Raw genomic sequence first — 16859 nt, 5'->3', positions numbered from 1 at the left:
TGTCTTTACGCCATGTGAGGATCAGGCCGGCAAGGCGCTCAAACCGCCGATCGACTTGGCCCAGGCTACGTAGTTGTCCAGGCCCTCCCGGAGGGAAACTGTTGGGGTGTAGCCGAAATCGCGGTGGGCGGCGGTGGTGTCGTAGGTGTTCGAGACGGTGAGGGCGGCGACTGTCCAGCTGGAGAGCGGGGGTGCTACGCGGGCTTGGAGGCCGGGGAGCTTCCAGATGGTGTCGAAGACCGTGATTACGGCGTCCAGCAGTGGTTTCGGGATGGTGCGAGTCGGGGGTTCCAGGTCGAAGGCGGTGGCCAGGTCGCGGGCGAAGGCCCACAGGTCGACGTCTTCGGCGTCGGCCAGGAAGTAGGGCTTGCCGGCCACCGCGTCGGATCGGGAAGCCTGGATGCAGGCGCGGGCCGCGTGCTCGCAGTAGGTGATCGATACCAGGACCGGCTTGCCGCCGGACAGGTCGGGGAGGCGGCCGGAGCGGATCTTGTTGAGCAGCAGGGTCATCCAGCCACCCGAGCGCGGGCCCCAGATCATGCGGGGGCGCAGGGCGCAGGTGGTGAAGTCGGGGCTGTCGGCCGCCAGGACCTCGCGCTCGGCTATGGCCTTCGTCTCGACGTAATAGCTTTTGGGGTTGCGGACGTACGGCTCGGATTCGTCTACGCCGAAGCGGTCGCGGTCGTATTCGGTGGCCACGCTCGGGCTGCTGACGAAGACGAAGCGGCCGGCCCCGGCGCTGCGGGCGGCATCCATGAGACGGCGGGTGCCCTCGACATTGGCCTCCCAGAACAGGTCCCGGTGGCCGGTCTCGGCGACCCGGCCGGCACTGTGGTGCACCACGTCGATGCCCTTGCAGGCCGCGGCGAGGGATTCCGCGTCGCCGAGATCACCGTGCACGATCTCGACATCCGGCAACGACCGCAGGTAGCCGAGATCGCCCGTCGGGCGGGCGAGTACGCGCACCTCGTCGCCCGCCGCGAGGGCCTGGTCGACGATATGGCTGCCGAGGAAACCGGTCGCGCCGGTGACGAGGACTTTCATCGCTGGGTTCCTTCACTGTCGTAACCGAGGCGCGCGCCGGCCCAGCCGGACAGCGCCTCACGGCCGATCTTGGCGTTGTGCCGGATATCGACCGGAAAACCGTCGTGCCGCAGGAAGGTCCGGATCGGCGCGGTCAGCTTCCGGGCCCCGGCGAGCTCGAGCAGTTCGCGTTCGAGGCGCGGCCCGTCCGCGGGATCCACGCCCGCGCGCAGTTCGTAGCAGAGCACGGGTACCTGCGCGTCCGGGCGGCCGACGCCGACCAGTGCGCTGCGGTGGATATCCGGATGGGTATTGAAGATCTGTTCGCACTGCACGGTGAACAGGTCACCGGCGGCCGTGCGCACCCGCTGGGTGATGCGGCCGCAGAACCACAATCGATCGTCGGCATCGCGCCAGGCGAGATCGCCTATGCGATGCCAGCGGCGCACCGTGCCGTCCGGCAGTCGTTCGTCGATCTTGGCGCGCGCATCGGCGGCCGGGTTGCCGTGATAGTTCGTGCTGACCTGGCCGCCGGTCGCGGCGATCTCGCCGACCTCACCGGGGAAGACTTCCAAATCGTCTGTCCAGTAAGGGATTTCGTCATCGCTGATGCGAATGATGCGGACCCGGGTATCGCTGTCGGACTCCGGCAGCGCCCGGCCCACGCACGTGCCCGCCCCGTCCACGGTCCGCTCCCGCAGTTCCGCCAGCTCCGACCACTCCAGGGTGGTCAGCGGAAGCGCCTCCGTCGCACCGTAAGTGGTGAAGACCCGCGCCCGCGGGCCCAGCGCACCGCGCACCGCGGCCAGCGCCGCCAGATTCGCGGGCGCACCCATCGAGATGACGGTGGTCAGACCGGGCAGCTCGATCCCCGTGCGCTGCAGATATTCACCGAGCGGCCCGAGCAGTGCCGGCGACGCCGTGAGATCGGTGACCCGGAACGACCGCGCCACCTCCACCAGCAGCGCCGGATCGGCCTCGGCCACCCGCACCGGATCGACCGGGCCGAGCACCACGTGCGCACCCTGCAGCAGATCGAACAACCCGAACAACGGCACGGTCGACAGCGAGACGAAACCGTCCGCGCGACCGTGCAGTTCGGCCACCACGCGCAGCGACGCCGCGAAACCGGCGCGGGTGAACTCCACGCCCTTGGCCGGCCCCGTACTTCCGGTGGTGAACGCGATCATCAGCAGATCCTCGGGCCCGTGCACCGGGGCCACCGGCTCACCCATGCGCCCCCGCTCCGCGAGCTGCGCCAGCGTGTAACCGCCCCAGAAGGTCCAGCTGCCCGCCGTCACGTGCACGCGGATGGTGCGGAAGGTGCGCCGCGCGGCGATCCGGACCAGATGCGCCTCCGGCACACCGATGAACGCCTGCGCGCCGACACTGCGGAAGCAGTGCAGCATGCGCCGCACACCCATACCCGGATCCACCACCACCGGCACCGCGCCCACCCGGAAGAGCGCGAAGATCACCGCGAACAGGTCCGGCTCGGGCCGGACCATCACGATCGTCTTGACGCCCGCGGTGATTCCGATATCGGTGAACGCGCGAGCATAGGCGTCGACCCGCTCACCGAGTTCCCGGAAGGTGAGCGCCTCGAAGGAATCGGTGCCCGACGTGCCGGGCCGCCGCGTCCGATGACTCACCGCCGGCAGGTCGGCGTACTTTTCGAGCTGCCGCGTCAGCAGTACGTCCGGATCGTCGAGTACCGCGTTCACACGGCCCCTTCCACCCGGTAGCTCACGCAGCCGGCCATCGGCCCGGACCCGGCCGCCAGCAGGACGAGCTCGGTGCCGGGCGACAACGCGCCCTGCTCCCGGAGCTGGTGGTAGGCAATAGCCAGACCCGAACTGCCGGCATCGCGGTCACCGGTCATGGCCTGGTAGCCCTCGGCGAAACCGAAATCCCGCGCGAGCCCGCTCGCGAAACCGGGCAGCGGATTGTTGGTGACCAGAATGGCTCTGCCCGTATCGATTTCGGGCCGGTCGGCGAGATAACCACGCAGGGTATCCGCCGCCGTGGCGGTCAGTACCGTGTCATAGTCTTCCGCGACCTCGACCGTGATCGTCTGCTGTCCGGCATTTCCCATGGACTTCAGGTCCAGGAATCCGGCGACACCGGGATGGGTATCCGCGGCACGACCCCGCACCGGGGAAATGCGGAACGAGCCGAAACCCGTTTCCCGATCCACACTCTTGCCGAGCAGCCAGGCCGCACCGACCGTTGCGTAGCGGAAATCGCCCGGCTCGTGCGCGATTCCGCCCGGATGCGCATCGCTGCCGACGACCAGAACCCGCTCGGCAGTGCCATTGGCCAGCAGCGCGGTCGCCGCATGCACGGCGTTCAGCACACCGCAGGCGCCATTGCGCAGGTCCAGCGAGAACGTGGCGCGGCCCGAGCCCGCCTCGTAGTCCAGGTGCATGTCCAGGCCGAGCTGGATGAGCGCCGAGTTGGCGGGCTCGACCACATTGCCGTCCCGGTAGACCCCGACATTCACCAGCACGTCCACATCACCGGGCGCGATTCCCGCGCGCTCCAGGCATTCCCGGCCCGCGGCGACCGCGTGATCGATGGAACCCGCCGTCGCCGGGGCGGCGCTGATCGCGGAGTGTTCGATGACAACAGACATGTTCATCCCACCAGAGAATCGAGAGTGGCCGACAGGACGCCGAAAATCATTCCGGACGCGGTCGGCACCAGGCAGACCTTGGAACCCTTCGGTATTTCGCCGCGCGAAATGTAGTCGTAGAGGGCGAGAAAGTGGGTGCTCGCACCGGTATTCGCGTATTTGTGCACGGTCGCCAGCCGCGGCGGCATCTCCGCCTCGTGGATCTTGCTGCCGGATTCGGCGAGTTTCTCGGTGAAGGCCACGCCGAGCTGATGAAAGACGATGAAATCGAACTTCTCCTCGGCGAAAGTGGTGCCGCGCTTGATCAGCCGATCCCGATGCAGTTTCGCCCACGTCTCGCGGCGCGGGGCGGCCTGCATGGTCATATTGTCGGTCAGCATGATCATGTTCTCGGAGTCGTCGCTGGGCTTCGCGATACAGAGCGGCGAGAACTCCGCACAGGTGATCATGTCCACGTAGTGGATGCGGTCGTGCTCGTCCTCGGCGCGGTCCACGATCACCGCGATGGCGGCATCGGCCAGGGTGAGCGCCGGGAACTGCAGATCGCGCGGATCCTTCGCCTCCGCCAGCGCACCCTCGGTGACCGGGGAGATGATCTCCGAGGTGACCACCATGCCGGTCCGCACCAGACCGGCGCGAATCATGTTCTCCAGCAGGTAGATCGCGGTCATGGTGCCGCCGCACGCATTGACGACGTCGTAGCCCATGGCATTGTCCGCGCCGATGCCGCGGGCGATACCGTGCGCGGCGGCCGGCTCGAACACCATGTGGAAACCGTCGTGCACCGTGGTGCCGGCGCTGATGATCACGTCCAGATCGGCGGCCTCGTAACGGGATCGCGCCAGGCAGTCCCGCGCGGCGCGCACGCCGAGCGTCAGCGAATCCTCACCCGCCGACCGGTCGACCATGCGGCGGGTCCGAATTCCGGTGATCCGCTCGACTTCGAATTGCCCGCCGCTCGACATGCGGGACAGTACTTCATCCGTGGTGAATTCGCGCTGGGGCAGAGCAGCTCCCAGCGCACTTAGGCGCGCAGCACTCGACATCGTGACTCCCGATAGTGATGGGATGGGATGGATCTGGCGACGGAGCCGTCCATATGAATCGACCGAGGCGGACAGTGGCTCGATCCGGATATTCCTCGGACGGTAGAGACGACCGCCGTACGGTGTCAAGACAACTCGTGGCCGAGAGCGACCCAGGTCACCCGGAAGCGCGGTCATATCGAATGCCACTGCACACGAGAAACCAATTCACACAATGGATTCTGTCTCCGGAGACAACCGCTCCCGTCCGGTTGCGACCGGGCCGAAATCCTGGTTACGCTGACTGTGACCGGCACCCTTCCGGCAATCGAATTCCAGCGGGCCAACCCACCACCCATCGCCCGTAATTGCCCTTGATTCCGCGCGTCGTAGCGCGATCCGGCCCGCCAGATTTGGAGCACCTTCGCGATGACATCCATGGCAACCGTCACCACCGCGAGCCGCCCGGCCCCCACCGCGCCCGGCGCCCTCCCCCTGCTCGGTCACTGGCTGCGTTTCGGCCGCCGCCCCTACCGGTTCATGTCCACCCTGCCCGCCGTGGGACCGGTTGTGCGGGTGAAGATTCCGGGCTACGACACCTACGTCGTCACCGATCCGGAACTGGTGCGCGAGGCCTTCGTCGCACTCTCCGACCAGGGGCACATGATCGAACGCGGGGAGGCACTGCTCGGCGAAGGCGTCACCGTCCTGCAAGGCCAGCGGCACAAGCGCGAACGCCGCATGATCGCACCGGCCTTCGCCAAATCCCGCATCGCCCGCTACGCGACCGTCATGACGCGACTCGGCGCCGAACGCGCCGCCGCCTGGCACGACGGCGAGGCGCTCGCGGTCAACGAGGAGATGCACGACCTCGCCCTGCGCACCGTCGCCGGCTCCCTCTTCACCGGCGAACTCGGTTCCGAGACAGCCGAACACATCCACCGGCTGCTGCCACCGGTCATGACGCTGCTGTCGCGGCGCGTCACCCGGCCCGCCTGGATCGACCGGCTGCCGCTGCCCGGCAATCGGCGCTTCGACCGGCTCGTCCTCGATATGAAGGCCGCCACCGGCACCATCATCGGCGCCTACCGCGCCGAACTCGCCGCCGATCCGGACCTCGACCACGGCGACCTGCTCGACACCCTGCTCAAGGCGCGCGACGAGAACGGCACGGCCCTCACCGACTCCCAGGTGCACGACGAGCTCATCAACTTCCTGGTCGGCGGCACCGAGGCCATCGGCGCGACACTCGCCTGGGTATTCCACGAACTCGGACAGAACCCCGACGTCGAGGCCGCACTGCACGCCGAGGTCGACGCCCTGCTGACCGATGCGCGACCGGCCGAATTCGGCGACCTCACGGGTCTCGAAGTCACCAAACGCATAGTGCTGGAGACGCTGCGCAAGTACTCGCCGTGGCTGACCGTGCGGCACGTGCCCACCGACTACACCCTCGGCGATACCGAAATACCTGGCGGCAGCATGCTTTTCGTGTGCCCCGTCGCCGTGCATCGGGACCCGGCCATCCACCCCGATCCCGAGCGGTTCGACCCCGACCGGTGGCTGCCCGAACGGATGGCGACCATGTCCAAGGGCGCGCACATTCCGTTCGGCATGGGCACGCGGCAGTGTCCCGGAAACGTGTTCGCGCTCACCGAGATCGCCCTGCAGGTAGCGACCATCAGCGCCCGCTGGCGGCTGCGGCCCGCGCCGGGCGTGCTCGTGCGTGAGACGGTGATCGGTGCGCTCGTGCATCCGGAGCGCCTGCCCATGATCGTCGAGGCCCGCTGATCGTGATCGGATACGTGCTCCGCAGATACCGGGCGGTGCTCATCGTTGCCGCCGTGCTCGCGGTACTCGCCGGACTGGCGGGCACCACCCTGTTCGACAAACTGCAGGGCGGCGGCTACTTCGACCCGGCCGCGGAATCCACCGCCGCGGCCGATGCACTGCGGGATCACTTCGGGCAGGGCGCACCCAACGTCGTGCTGCTCGTGGACAGCGCAGGGTCCGTCGATGACCCCGAAACCGGCCGCGCCGCGACGGCACTCGTACAGAAGTTGCAGGCCGAATCGGATATCTCCGGGGTCATGTCCTACTGGACCTCCGGGCAGCTGCCGGCGCTGCGCGACAAGAACGGGCGTGCGGGGCTGATCGTCGCCACCATTCTGGGCGACGAGATGCAGATCGATCACCGGATCGCCCAGCTCGCACCGGAATTCGCGGGCAAGCACGACGGCATCGATGTGCGGGTCGGCGGCTACGCCATGATGATGCACGAGACCGTGCAGCAGGGGCAGAAGGATGTGGTCGCGGGTGAGGCCGTCGCGTTTCCGCTGACCCTCATCGCGCTGCTCGTGGTATTCGGGACCGTCGTCGGGGCGGCACTGCCGCTCATCACCGGGACCGTCACCACCATGCTCACCATGGGCGTGCTGTGGCTGGTGGCCGAGTTCACCGACTTGTCCTCCACCGCAACCAATGTCGCCTCGCTGCTGGGGCTCGGGCTGGCGATCGACTACAGCCTGCTGATCGTGAATCGGTATCGCGAGGAGCTCGCGACCGCCGGCGATCCGCGGGCGGCGCTGATCGCGACCATGAGTTCGGCGGGGCGGACGGTGGCCTTCTCGGCGCTGACCGTCGCGGTCGCGCTCTCCTCCATGCTGGTCTTCCCGCTGCTCGCCGTGCGGTCGATCGGGTATGCGGGTATTGCGGTGGCGCTCACGGCGGCGCTGGTCTCACTGACCGTGCTGCCGGCGATCCTGCTGATCGCGGGTGATCGCATCGACCGGTTCCGGATCTTCCGGAAGCGGGCCGCGACCTCCCGCGCGCTGGACGAGGGGTTCTGGCATCGCCTGGCCACCACGGTCATGCGGCGGCCGCTGCCCATCGCCACCGTCACGGTATTGCTGCTGCTCGCATTGGGTTTGCCGTTCCTGCGGTTCCATCCCGGGTTCCCGGACTATCGGTCCATGCCGGAGGGCTCGGCCTCGCGACAGGTCGCCGAGACCGCGCAGCGTGACTTCGATGCCGCTGAGCTCAGCGGATTGTTCGTAGTGCTGCCCGACAGCAAGGCCGGGCTCACCGACTACGCCACGGCGCTCTCGCGGCTCGGCAATGTCGCACGCGTCGACACCGCATCGGGCAGCTATGCCAGGGGCGCGCTGGCCATTCCCGCCGGCGCCATGCACAGCCGCTTCGAAAATGGCGCTGCGGCTTACCTTTCCATCGTTCCCACCGCATCCGATCCGGCGAGCATGGACACCGTGATTCGCGATATCCGGGCCGTCCCGGCGCCGTCGCGGGCGCTGGTCGGCGGGGTGGATGCCGCCAATATGGACGCCATCCATTCACTCACCGCGCGAGCGCCGCTCGCCCTCGGCTATGTGCTGATCGCCATGGCGCTGCTGCTGTTCCTGCTGACCGGCAGTGTGTTCGTGCCGATACTGGCGCTGATCCTGAGCGCGCTGAGCCTGACGGCCACCTTCGGCGCGCTGGTGTGGATCTTCCAGGACGGCCACCTGTCCGGGCTGCTCGGGTTCACGGTCACCGGTGATCTGTCGGCGGTGGTGCCGGTCATGCTGTTCGCGGTCGCCTTCGGACTGGCCATGGACTATCAGGTGTTCCTGCTCGCCCGGATCCGCGAGGAATACGAAAAGACCGGTGACGCAACGGCATCGGTGGCCATCGGGCTCGAACGGATCGGGCGCATCGTGACCGCGGCGGCGATTCTCATCTCCATCGTGTTCCTGGGATTCCTCGCCTCCGACATCACCTTCATGAAGGCGTTCGGCATCGGGCTGCCGCTGGCGGTGCTGGCGGACGCCACCATCGTGCGCGGATTCCTGCTCCCGGCGACGCTGCGGCTGGGCGGACGCTGGACCTGGTGGGCGCCACGGCCATTGCGCCGCCTGCACGCCCGGATCGGGCTGCGCGAGGGCGGGCCCGCTCCCGCCGAAGTCGCCGTCGCGACCTGAAATGCCCTGACTTTCACCACTTTCCGTACACAGACCGAGGTGTCCCATGACTGCTTCTTCCACCGACCTCGAACGCTATGACGTCGCCATCATCGGGACCGGATTCAGCGGCCTGGGCGTGGCGATCAACCTGCGCCGGCTCGGCCTGGACAACTTCGTCATGCTGGAACGCGCCGATGCCATCGGCGGCACCTGGCGGGACAATGTGTATCCCGGGTGCGCGGTCGATGTGCCGTCGGTGCTGTATTCGTACTCGTTCGCACCCAATCCGGACTGGACGCGGCTCTACGCGACGCAGCCCGAACTGCGCGCCTACACCGAATCCGTGGTCGACCGGTTCGAGCTGCGGCAGCATGTGCGGCTGAAAAGCGAAGTGGCCGACGCGGATTTCGACGAGGACGCCGCGGAATGGGTGATCCGGCTGACCGACGGCCGGTTGATCCGGGCGCGCGCGGTCGTCATGGGGTACTTCTCGCTGCATACCGCGGCCATCCCCGATATCCCCGGGCGTGCCGACTTCAGCGGGCCGCAAATGCATTCCAGTGCTTGGGATCCGGACTTCGAGCCCGAAGGCAAGCGGATCGCGGTGGTGGGCGCGGGCGCCAGCGCCGTGCAGATCGTGCCCGCGCTGGCTCGCACGGCCGGCCGGGTCGTCTCGTTCCAGCGCACCGCGGCCTGGGTGCTGCCACGCGGCGACCGACCGATTCCGTCGGCCATGCGCACCATGCTGCGGCGCATTCCGCCGTTGCGGCTGGCGGCGCGCGGGTTCGTCTTCAGCTTCCTGGAGGTCCTGCACTTCGCCGAATTCCATCCGAGCCTGGTCAAACTCTATGCGCGAATCTGCCTGGCCGCCTTGGCCCGTCAGGTGCCCGATCCGGATGTGCGCCGGAAGCTGACGCCCGACTACAGCTTCGGCTGCAAGCGGCCCATGGTGTCGGACGAGTACTACGCCGCCTACGCCCGGCCGAACGTCGGCCTGATCACCGAGAAGATCATCGAGATCACCCCGACCGGGCTGCGCACCGCGGACGGTGAACACCACGAGGTCGATGCGATCGTGTGGGCCACCGGATTCCATGTGCAGGACTCCATCGCGCGCTTCCCCGATTTCCGCACCTCGACCACCTCCAGCCGGGAGAAGTTCGAGCGCGACGGGTTCACGGCCTACCGTGGTATCGCCTTCGCGGGGCTCCCCAATCTGTTCGCTGTCACCGGGCCGAATACGGCGCTGCCGCACACCTCCCAGTTCCTGGCCATCGAACCCACCGCGCGCCTGATCGCCCGCACCATCACCCATATGCGGGACAACGCGATCCGCCGCTACACCCCGAGCGCGGCCGCCGAGCGCCGATGGGTGACCCGCGCCCGCGAACTGCTCAGCACCCGGATCTGGTCCACCGGCGGTTGCACCAGCTACTTCATCGACCCCACCGGCACCAATACGCTCACCTATCCCGGCGGTACCTGGACCCTGCGCCGCGACCGGCGGGATCTTCGCGTCGAGGACTGGCAGCGCGACGAGTAACGGACATTCATCGTCAATCCCCACTAGATGGACACGTCAACCAAATAGGCTGTTCTGGTGCGGACCCTCCCGTCCGCCCGAACCGCAGGAGACCATATGTCCACGAACAATGCTCTGACCCCGGGCAAGTGGATCATCGATCCGGCCCACTCCACCCTCGGCTTCGTCGCCCGCCACCTGATGGTGAGCAAGGTACGCGGCCGCTTCACCGACTTCTCCGGCACGCTCATCGTCAACGAGGACGGCAGCGCGCACGCCGAAGCCGAGATCCGCGTCGACTCCGTCACCACCGACAACGAACAACGCGACGCCCACCTGCGCACCGCCGACTTCTTCCACGCCGAGCAGTTCCCGACCGCGACCTTCAAATCCACCGGCTTCCGGGTCGTCGGCGACGACTTCGTGGTCGACGGCGACTTCACCATTCGCGGCGTCACCAAACCGGTCAGCCTCACCGTGGAGTTCCTCGGCGTCAACGCCGGCATGGGCGCGGGCCCGGTCGCCGGCTTCGAGGCCAATACCGTCATCAGCCGGCGCGACTTCGACATCACCATCGACATGCCGCTCCCCGACGGCGGCACGGTCATCGGCGACAAGATCAACCTCAACCTCGAAGTCGAGGTCGGATTGCAGGGCTGAGCCGCCCGCAGACCTACCCCCGAGCTGGAATCGATCGGCTTTCGGCCGGTCGTGGAGGAAATCTGCGCAGAATCGCATGATCATTGTCGCTGGTAGCGGGCCGTCCTACTGTTTCGGATATGCGAAGCGACAAAGACAACTGGGATATCAATACCAGCGTCGGATCCACGGCACTCTTCGTGGCGGCCGCACGCGCACTGGCCGGCCGCGGCCCCGAACCACTGTCCGTCGACCCGCTCGCCGAGGTCTTCGTCCGGGCGGCCGGCGGCGAACTCGCGCAACTCCTCGACGGCGATCCGGAACTCACCCGCGACCATCCCCTGCGTTCCCCCGACTTCGGTCTCGGCTTCCAGCAACACCAATCCGCCCGCACCCGCTACTTCGACGACTACCTGAAAGCCGCCGCAGACAAGGGCATCCGCCAGGTCGTGATCCTCGCCGCCGGCCTCGACTCCCGCGCCTACCGCCTCCCCTGGCCCGCCGGCGTCACCGTCTACGAACTCGACCGCCCCCAGGTCCTCGACTTCAAACGCGAAACCCTCACCGCCGCAGGCCATTCCCCCACCGCGAACCGCCGCGAAGTAGCCGTCGACCTCCGCGAGGACTGGCTCAGCGCCCTCCAGCAATCCGGCTTCGACCCCGAATCCCCCACCGCCTGGCTGGTAGAAGGCCTCTTGATCTACCTCTCCCCCGAGGCCCAAGACCAACTCTTCGAAACCATCGAAAAGGCAAGCGCCCCCGGCAGCCGAGCCGCCATCGAACAAATGACCCCCCTCCCCGCCGAAACCTACGAAACCCTCACCGCCCCCACCGAAGACGACCCCGAAGGCGCCAACAACTGGGCCCGCCTCATCTACAACGCCCCCAGATCCGACGCCGCCCAATGGTTCCCCGACCGAGGCTGGACCGCCACCCGCACCGACCTCGCCGACTACCTCCACACCCTCGGCCGCCCCGTCCCCCCACGCGACCCCGCCGCCGGCTTCCACCCCTCCAACATCAACCTCGTAACCGTCGAACGCCCCGAACCCGCCTGACCATTACAGGCGAGGGCCTCAAACATCCTGGGCGACAGCCTCGGCCCAGCCATCGGCCCACCGGGTCAGCGGAGCAAGGGTGGTCGCCAGCGACCGCCCATGCTCCGTCAGGTGATATCCGCCGTCACCATGGTCGATCAGGTGCAAGGTTCGCAGTTCTTTCAAGCGCGTGTTGAGGGCGCCGGGGTTCGACTCGCAGGCATCGACGAGCGCTCGGAACGTCAGGGCGCGGCCATCGCGTAGTTCCCAGATCAGGCGGAGTGCACCGCGGCGGCCGAGTGCGTCGAGCAGCACCATGATCGGGCGGCCCGTTGTACTGCCGCGAGCCGGGCGGCCGATTTCCAGGTCTTCCACGCTATTGATTCTATAGCGGGGCATGTTTACGCTCCGAAGCATGGAACGCTCTAATTTCTATAGCGCCCGGATCGCTCCGGCGCCCGAGCCACTCGACTCCGATATCCAGGCGGCCATCGATCGCGTCATGCGCGGAGAGCCGCCACTGACGCTGTTCACCACATTGGCCCGCGACCGGCGGCTGTTCCTCAAGTTCTTCGGGAACGGGCTGCTCGATCGCGGGCACCTCAATATGCGCCAGCGGGAGATCGTCATCGATCGGACGACTGCGCTGTGTGGGGCGGAATACGAATGGGGCGTTCACGTCGTCGGTTTCGCCGAGGCCGCGGAGTTGACGCGGGGGCAGATCGGGTCGCTGGTGCACGGCAGTTCAGGTGATGGGTGCTGGAGTGAGGAGGATTGTGTCTTGATCGACCTCTGCGATGCACTTCACGAGACCGCTACTGTGGATGACGATCTCTGGGCGCGCCTGAGGGGCTCCTTCTCCGAGGAGCCGATCCTCGAACTGTTGATGCTCGCCGGGTTTTACCACGGCACTTCGTATCTGGTGAACGCGCTCACGCTGCCGTTGGAAGCGGGGAGGCCGCGATTCGCGGATTACGCGGGGCCGCTCGCCGAGTAGGTGCGGCGCTGAAATCGTTGCCGCCGAACGACAATGCGCCGGTATCGCAGATCCCGCCATACCGGCCCATCACGATCCGCGCGGTTGACGTACGGCCTGGGAGCGGTTGCAGTACTGGTTTTTCACGTTGCTCTCGCACTCGCAATATCCTCACGAAATTTCCACAAATCCAGCCCCTACGGCGGCGACAAGTCCATCGACGCGGTGCGCGGCCAACTCCCGGACCTGCGCGTGACATCCAGGCAGATCATCGCCACCTGCGCCCTGACCTACCTCGGACTCGGCTGGACCGGTCGGGCCCCGACACCTGCAAGCACATCGAACTGGAGCTCCCCGACCCGTTTCGCCGCGTGGATGTAGGGCTGGCCGGGGACCTTCCTCGACCGCATGCGGGCCGCATGATGTCACCGTCGTGGTCGAAAAGGGTGATGGCACGGAGGAATTCTCCAGTGGCTTCGATTCCCCCGACGACCTGAAGCGCTTGCCCGCCGGCTACACCGGCGGCATCTGGACCAACCGCATCGACCAGATCGCGCCGGTAGTCGGGAAATGACGACTTACGCCCCGACCGCCTCGCCAGGGCGGCCAATCGCTTGCCGGCATCGCTGACCGGCTCGGCGTCAAGGCCACCACAGTCCGTGCCGCACTGGAGCGTCGTGGCGTCCCACGCCGGGACAGCCACGCCCCCCGGTGATCTCTCACCCAGCGAGTCGGAAAGCGGTGCCGCATTGGTGGAAGGTGTCAGCGCTCTTCCGAAACCGGATCTTCGAAGAGCACCGACACGCGGGAGCCATTCCTACCGCGCATATTTGACGCGTCGGACGAGGAAGAATCCGGAGAAACAACTGAAGATGTTCGCGGCTACTCGCCCGCGTGCGCGGCGGCGGGTATGCGGGTGCAGCAATCGAGGGCGGCAGCGTTGTCGGTGGCGAGGGATCGCGCGAGCATCACCAGATCCGCCACCCGCGGATCGCCGACCGAGTACCGCAACTTCTTGCCGTCGCGGCGCGCAGTGACGTACCCGCAGTCCGCGAGGCATGACAGGTGCACCGAAACTCGAGGCTGGGAGATCCCCGCGTGTACGACGCACTCGGCCGCGGTGCGTTCCGCGGCGAGGATGAATTCCAGCAGTTTCAACCGGGTCGGATCCGACAGCGCGCGAAAGAATTTCGCCGTCGTATCCAGGTGCGTGCACGCCGACTCGGCACCCGACGCGACGGTGACGTCGGCGATGATGGATCGGGCCATGGCGTCGCCTCCACAAACTTGAACTATTTGCCTAAGCGCATAGTATGGTCTCAGTAGATATTCGTCAACACGAATAGCAACCGTGCGTGACGCAACGGCTGCACTGACCGGGAGATACGCATGGCCACGACAGCACCCAGTCCGGATCTGGCGATTATCGGTTCTGGATCGGCGGCCTTCGCCGCCGCGATCGCCGCGATCAACCGCGGCAAGCACGTGGTGATGGTGGAACGCGGCACAGTCGGCGGCACCTGCGTCAACATCGGCTGCGTGCCCTCGAAAGCGCTGCTGGCCGCGGCCGAGACCCGCCACGCCGCCGCCGCGGCCGACCGGTTTCCTGGACTCGCTGACAGCGACGTGCCGCTGAGTTTCGCCGACCTGATCGCGGGCAAAGACGCTCTGGTCGGCCAGCTGCGGGCCCAGAAGTACCTCGAATTGGCCGCCGATTACGGATGGGAAATCATTTCCGGGACAGCGGTTTTCGAGGGTCGCGGGGAAGCTCCCGCGCTGCGGGTCGAGTTGGCCGAGGGCGGTGCGCGGGTGATCGAGGCCGACCAGTATCTGATCGCGACCGGTGCCGCGCCGTGGGTCCCGCCCATCGACGGGCTCACCGAGGCCGGCTATCTCACCTCCACCACCGCGATGGCTCTCGACCGGCTACCGGAGTCGCTGATCGTGGTGGGCGGCAACGCTGTCGGGCTCGAACAGGCCCAGCTGTTCGCACGGCTGGGCACTCGCGTCACCGTTATCGAGGCCCTCGATCGGCTGGCGCCGTTCGAGGAACCACAGATTTCGCGGACGATCGAGGCCGTGTTCGCCGACGAACACATCGCCGTGCGCAGCGGCGCCGACGTCGAGAAGGTCCTCACCACCGACGGGCACAAGGCCGTGACCGTGCGCACCACCGATGGCACGACCGAAGAGTTCCGCGCCGAGCAACTGCTGATGGCCACCGGCCGCCGCCCCAATACGCAAGGGCTGCGTCTGAACTCGGTCGGTGTCGCCGTCGACGACCGCGGTGCGGTCACGGTCGATGATCGGCAACGCACCACGAACCCGCGGATCTGGGCAGCCGGTGACGTGACCGGGGGCCCGCAGTTCGTGTACGTGGCCGCCGCCCAGGGCACCCTGGTCGCCGACAATGCCCTCGCCGGAGCCGATCGCGTCCTGGACTCCACCACAGCGCCCCGGGTGACCTTCACCAGCCCCGCGATCGCCGCGGTCGGGCTGACCGACGAGCAGGCCGTCGCGGCCGGGCTGCGCTGCGAATGCCGGGTGCTGGATTTGGCGAATGCGCCACGGGCACTGGTCAATCGCGACACCCGCGGCCTGGTCAAAATCATCGCCGAGCGGGGTACGGGCCGGATTCTGGGCGTCCACGTGCTCGCCGACGGCGCCGGGGACCTGATCACCGCCGCGGTGTACGCGATGACCGCGGGCCTGACCGTCGAGCAGCTCGCCCACACCTGGGCCCCGTATCTGACCATGGCGGAGGCGCTGAAGCTCACCGCCCAGACGTTCACCACCGACGTCAGCAAATTGTCCTGTTGCGCGGGCTGAGCACCGGAGAACCTCGATGAGTGCGCAGACGCAGTCGATGACGATCGGCGAATTGTCCCGTCGCAGTGGGGTTTCGGTGAAAGCGCTACGTGAATACACCGACCTCGGCCTGATCTACACCCTGGGCCGCAGCCCGGCCGGATACCGGCTCTACACCGACGACGCCCTGTGGTGCGTGCGATTCATCGGCGAGCTGCGCGGCCTGGGCGTGACCATCGCCGAGATCTGCCACTTGGTGGACGCACTGGACAACGACTCGGGGCCGCCGGTCGGCACCCGCCTGGCCGAGCTGCTGCGACGGTCACGGCAGCGCCTGCAGCGGCGCATCAGCGAGTACACGCAGATCCTGGACCGCATCGACGAATTCGAGTCCGAACATCGTGACCACCTGGCCGCCGACGACCTGAGCTGGGCAGGGGACCCCCATCGATCCACTACAGGTACTTGACTCTCCCACCGGGGGGAGACAGCACGCTGGATTCCAGAAGCACTGTCGCCGAGAAGGAACACCGGTATGACCGCCAACGAGTTCACCGACACCATCATCGACAAGCTGTTCGACACCGCCGGCACCACCGCGGCCACGCTGATGGGCACGGCGATGCGGCTGCTGGCCGAGGGCCGCCCGATCACCCTCGAACAGCTCGCGACCGCGGCCGGGGTGCGGGTAGCCGATATCGAATCCGCGCCCGCGGCAAGCGATATCGAATACGACGACCAGCACCGCATCAAAGGTTGGGGACTCACCCTCGAACCGACCCCGCACCGCTTCACCGTCGACGACCACCTGCTCTACACCTGGTGCGCGGCCGACACCCTGCTGTTCCCCACCATCATCGACCGCCCCGCCCAGGTCGAATCACCCTGCCCGGCAACCGGAACCGTAATCCGGCTGACCGTGGACCCGGCCTCCGGGATCTCCGGCCTGGAACCCGCCACCGCGGTGGTCTCGCTACCCGGCCCCGACGAGCTGGACATCACCCACGTGCGGGCCACCACTTGCAACCCCGGCCGCTACTTCGCCTCCGCAGCGGCCGGCGCCGACTGGCTGACCCAGCACCCGACCGGGGTACTGCTGCCCGTCGCCGACGCCTACGACCAACTCCGCCCCATCAGCGACACCCTCCGCACCGCCAGCGGAAAACCGCACTGCTGCTGAGCAATCGCTCGAACCCGAAACCATCGAGGCGGCGCGAATCATCGCCTGCACACCC

At 67.3% G+C, this 16859-nt stretch carries 16 protein-coding genes; 10 read left to right on the top strand and 6 right to left on the bottom strand.

Translation table 11 applies throughout. From position 1 onward, the window contains the following. Positions 1-21 precede the first annotated feature (21 nt). From ACH438_RS23595 to ACH438_RS23580, 4 genes are read right to left on the bottom strand one after another with little or no spacing between them, the layout of a single operon-like run. Positions 22-1044, bottom strand: coding sequence for an NAD-dependent epimerase/dehydratase family protein (locus tag ACH438_RS23595; protein ID WP_397008639.1), 1023 nt, complete (start codon positions 1042-1044; stop codon positions 22-24). After that, positions 1041-2747, bottom strand: a complete 1707-nt coding sequence (locus ACH438_RS23590; protein WP_397008637.1) for a fatty acid CoA ligase family protein — start codon at positions 2745-2747, stop codon at positions 1041-1043. Before ACH438_RS23590 ends, ACH438_RS23595 begins: the two co-directional genes overlap by 4 nt. After that, positions 2744-3664 (bottom strand): hypothetical protein, encoded by a 921-nt coding sequence (locus ACH438_RS23585; protein WP_397008635.1) that lies wholly within the window; start codon positions 3662-3664, stop codon positions 2744-2746. The genes ACH438_RS23590 and ACH438_RS23585 overlap by 4 nt, the downstream gene beginning before the upstream one ends. After that, entirely contained in the window at positions 3661-4623 is a 963-nt protein-coding gene (locus tag ACH438_RS23580) for a 3-oxoacyl-ACP synthase III family protein (RefSeq protein WP_397008633.1), read from the bottom strand. The genes ACH438_RS23585 and ACH438_RS23580 overlap by 4 nt, the downstream gene beginning before the upstream one ends. Positions 4624-5112: 489 nt before the next feature. Here ACH438_RS23580 and ACH438_RS23575 point away from each other — a divergent pair, with 489 nt between their 5' ends. The 5 genes from ACH438_RS23575 (at position 5113) to ACH438_RS23555 (ending at position 11861) form a co-directional block, all read left to right on the top strand. Further along, on the top strand, positions 5113-6474 hold the full coding sequence (locus tag ACH438_RS23575; protein ID WP_397008631.1) for a cytochrome P450: 1362 nt from the start codon (positions 5113-5115) through the stop codon (positions 6472-6474). 2 nt (positions 6475-6476) lie between these two features. Next, on the top strand, positions 6477-8660 hold the full coding sequence (locus ACH438_RS23570) for an MMPL family transporter (RefSeq protein WP_397008629.1): 2184 nt from the start codon (positions 6477-6479) through the stop codon (positions 8658-8660). A gap of 46 nt (positions 8661-8706) precedes the next feature. Next, positions 8707-10185 (top strand): flavin-containing monooxygenase, encoded by a 1479-nt coding sequence (locus ACH438_RS23565; protein WP_397008627.1) that lies wholly within the window; start codon positions 8707-8709, stop codon positions 10183-10185. Between the two features lie 96 nt (positions 10186-10281). Then, on the top strand, positions 10282-10824 hold the full coding sequence (locus ACH438_RS23560) for a YceI family protein (RefSeq protein WP_397008625.1): 543 nt from the start codon (positions 10282-10284) through the stop codon (positions 10822-10824). A 119-nt stretch (positions 10825-10943) separates the two neighbouring features. Beyond that, entirely contained in the window at positions 10944-11861 is a 918-nt protein-coding gene (locus ACH438_RS23555; protein WP_397008623.1) for an SAM-dependent methyltransferase, read from the top strand. A gap of 18 nt (positions 11862-11879) precedes the next feature. On the opposite strand, the gene ACH438_RS23550 is transcribed toward ACH438_RS23555, so the two are convergent. Then, positions 11880-12215, bottom strand: a complete 336-nt coding sequence (locus ACH438_RS23550; protein ID WP_397008621.1) for a winged helix-turn-helix transcriptional regulator — start codon at positions 12213-12215, stop codon at positions 11880-11882. A 22-nt stretch (positions 12216-12237) separates the two neighbouring features. Here ACH438_RS23550 and ACH438_RS23545 point away from each other — a divergent pair, with 22 nt between their 5' ends. Further along, positions 12238-12837, top strand: coding sequence for a carboxymuconolactone decarboxylase family protein (locus tag ACH438_RS23545; protein WP_397008619.1), 600 nt, complete (start codon positions 12238-12240; stop codon positions 12835-12837). A gap of 412 nt (positions 12838-13249) precedes the next feature. Beyond that, complete coding sequence (locus ACH438_RS23540) at positions 13250-13390, top strand: hypothetical protein (RefSeq protein WP_397008617.1); 141 nt, start codon at positions 13250-13252, stop codon at positions 13388-13390. Positions 13391-13698: 308 nt separating this feature from the next. On the opposite strand, the gene ACH438_RS23535 is transcribed toward ACH438_RS23540, so the two are convergent. Further along, on the bottom strand, positions 13699-14085 hold the full coding sequence (locus ACH438_RS23535; RefSeq protein WP_397008615.1) for an ArsR/SmtB family transcription factor: 387 nt from the start codon (positions 14083-14085) through the stop codon (positions 13699-13701). A 120-nt stretch (positions 14086-14205) separates the two neighbouring features. Here ACH438_RS23535 and merA point away from each other — a divergent pair, with 120 nt between their 5' ends. From merA to merB, 3 genes are all read left to right on the top strand, one after another. Next, positions 14206-15645 (top strand): mercury(II) reductase, encoded by a 1440-nt coding sequence (gene merA / locus ACH438_RS23530; protein WP_397008614.1) that lies wholly within the window; start codon positions 14206-14208, stop codon positions 15643-15645. Between the two features lie 16 nt (positions 15646-15661). Continuing rightward, a complete protein-coding gene (locus tag ACH438_RS23525) occupies positions 15662-16093 on the top strand; it encodes a MerR family transcriptional regulator (protein ID WP_397008613.1) in 432 nt (143 codons plus the stop codon). Between the two features lie 66 nt (positions 16094-16159). Then, entirely contained in the window at positions 16160-16804 is a 645-nt protein-coding gene (merB, locus tag ACH438_RS23520) for an organomercurial lyase MerB (protein WP_397008611.1), read from the top strand. Positions 16805-16859: the final 55 nt, after the last annotated feature.

It is taken from the genome of Nocardia sp. NPDC020380, assembly GCF_044386975.1.
Taxonomy (GTDB): domain Bacteria; phylum Actinomycetota; class Actinomycetes; order Mycobacteriales; family Mycobacteriaceae; genus Nocardia.
Note: the sequence above shows the minus strand (reverse complement) of the source record. Positions and strands in the feature narration are given on the sequence as shown.

Bases quoted from the DNA above. Each gene is read 5' to 3' on its own strand.
- ACH438_RS23595 (WP_397008639.1), bottom strand. From the start codon at position 1,044: ATGAAAGTCCTCGTCACCGGCGCGACCGGTTTCCTCGGCAGCCATATC.
- ACH438_RS23585 (WP_397008635.1), bottom strand. From the start codon at position 3,664: ATGAACATGTCTGTTGTCATCGAACACTCCGCGATCAGCGCCGCCCCG.
- ACH438_RS23580 (WP_397008633.1), bottom strand. From the start codon at position 4,623: ATGTCGAGCGGCGGGCAATTCGAAGTCGAGCGGATCACCGGAATTCGG.
- ACH438_RS23575 (WP_397008631.1), top strand. From the start codon at position 5,113: ATGACATCCATGGCAACCGTCACCACCGCGAGCCGCCCGGCCCCCACC.
- ACH438_RS23565 (WP_397008627.1), top strand. From the start codon at position 8,707: ATGACTGCTTCTTCCACCGACCTCGAACGCTATGACGTCGCCATCATC.
- ACH438_RS23560 (WP_397008625.1), top strand. From the start codon at position 10,282: ATGTCCACGAACAATGCTCTGACCCCGGGCAAGTGGATCATCGATCCG.
- ACH438_RS23555 (WP_397008623.1), top strand. From the start codon at position 10,944: ATGCGAAGCGACAAAGACAACTGGGATATCAATACCAGCGTCGGATCC.
- ACH438_RS23545 (WP_397008619.1), top strand. From the start codon at position 12,238: ATGTTTACGCTCCGAAGCATGGAACGCTCTAATTTCTATAGCGCCCGG.
- ACH438_RS23535 (WP_397008615.1), bottom strand. From the start codon at position 14,085: ATGGCCCGATCCATCATCGCCGACGTCACCGTCGCGTCGGGTGCCGAG.
- merA (WP_397008614.1), top strand. From the start codon at position 14,206: ATGGCCACGACAGCACCCAGTCCGGATCTGGCGATTATCGGTTCTGGA.
- ACH438_RS23525 (WP_397008613.1), top strand. From the start codon at position 15,662: ATGAGTGCGCAGACGCAGTCGATGACGATCGGCGAATTGTCCCGTCGC.
- merB (WP_397008611.1), top strand. From the start codon at position 16,160: ATGACCGCCAACGAGTTCACCGACACCATCATCGACAAGCTGTTCGAC.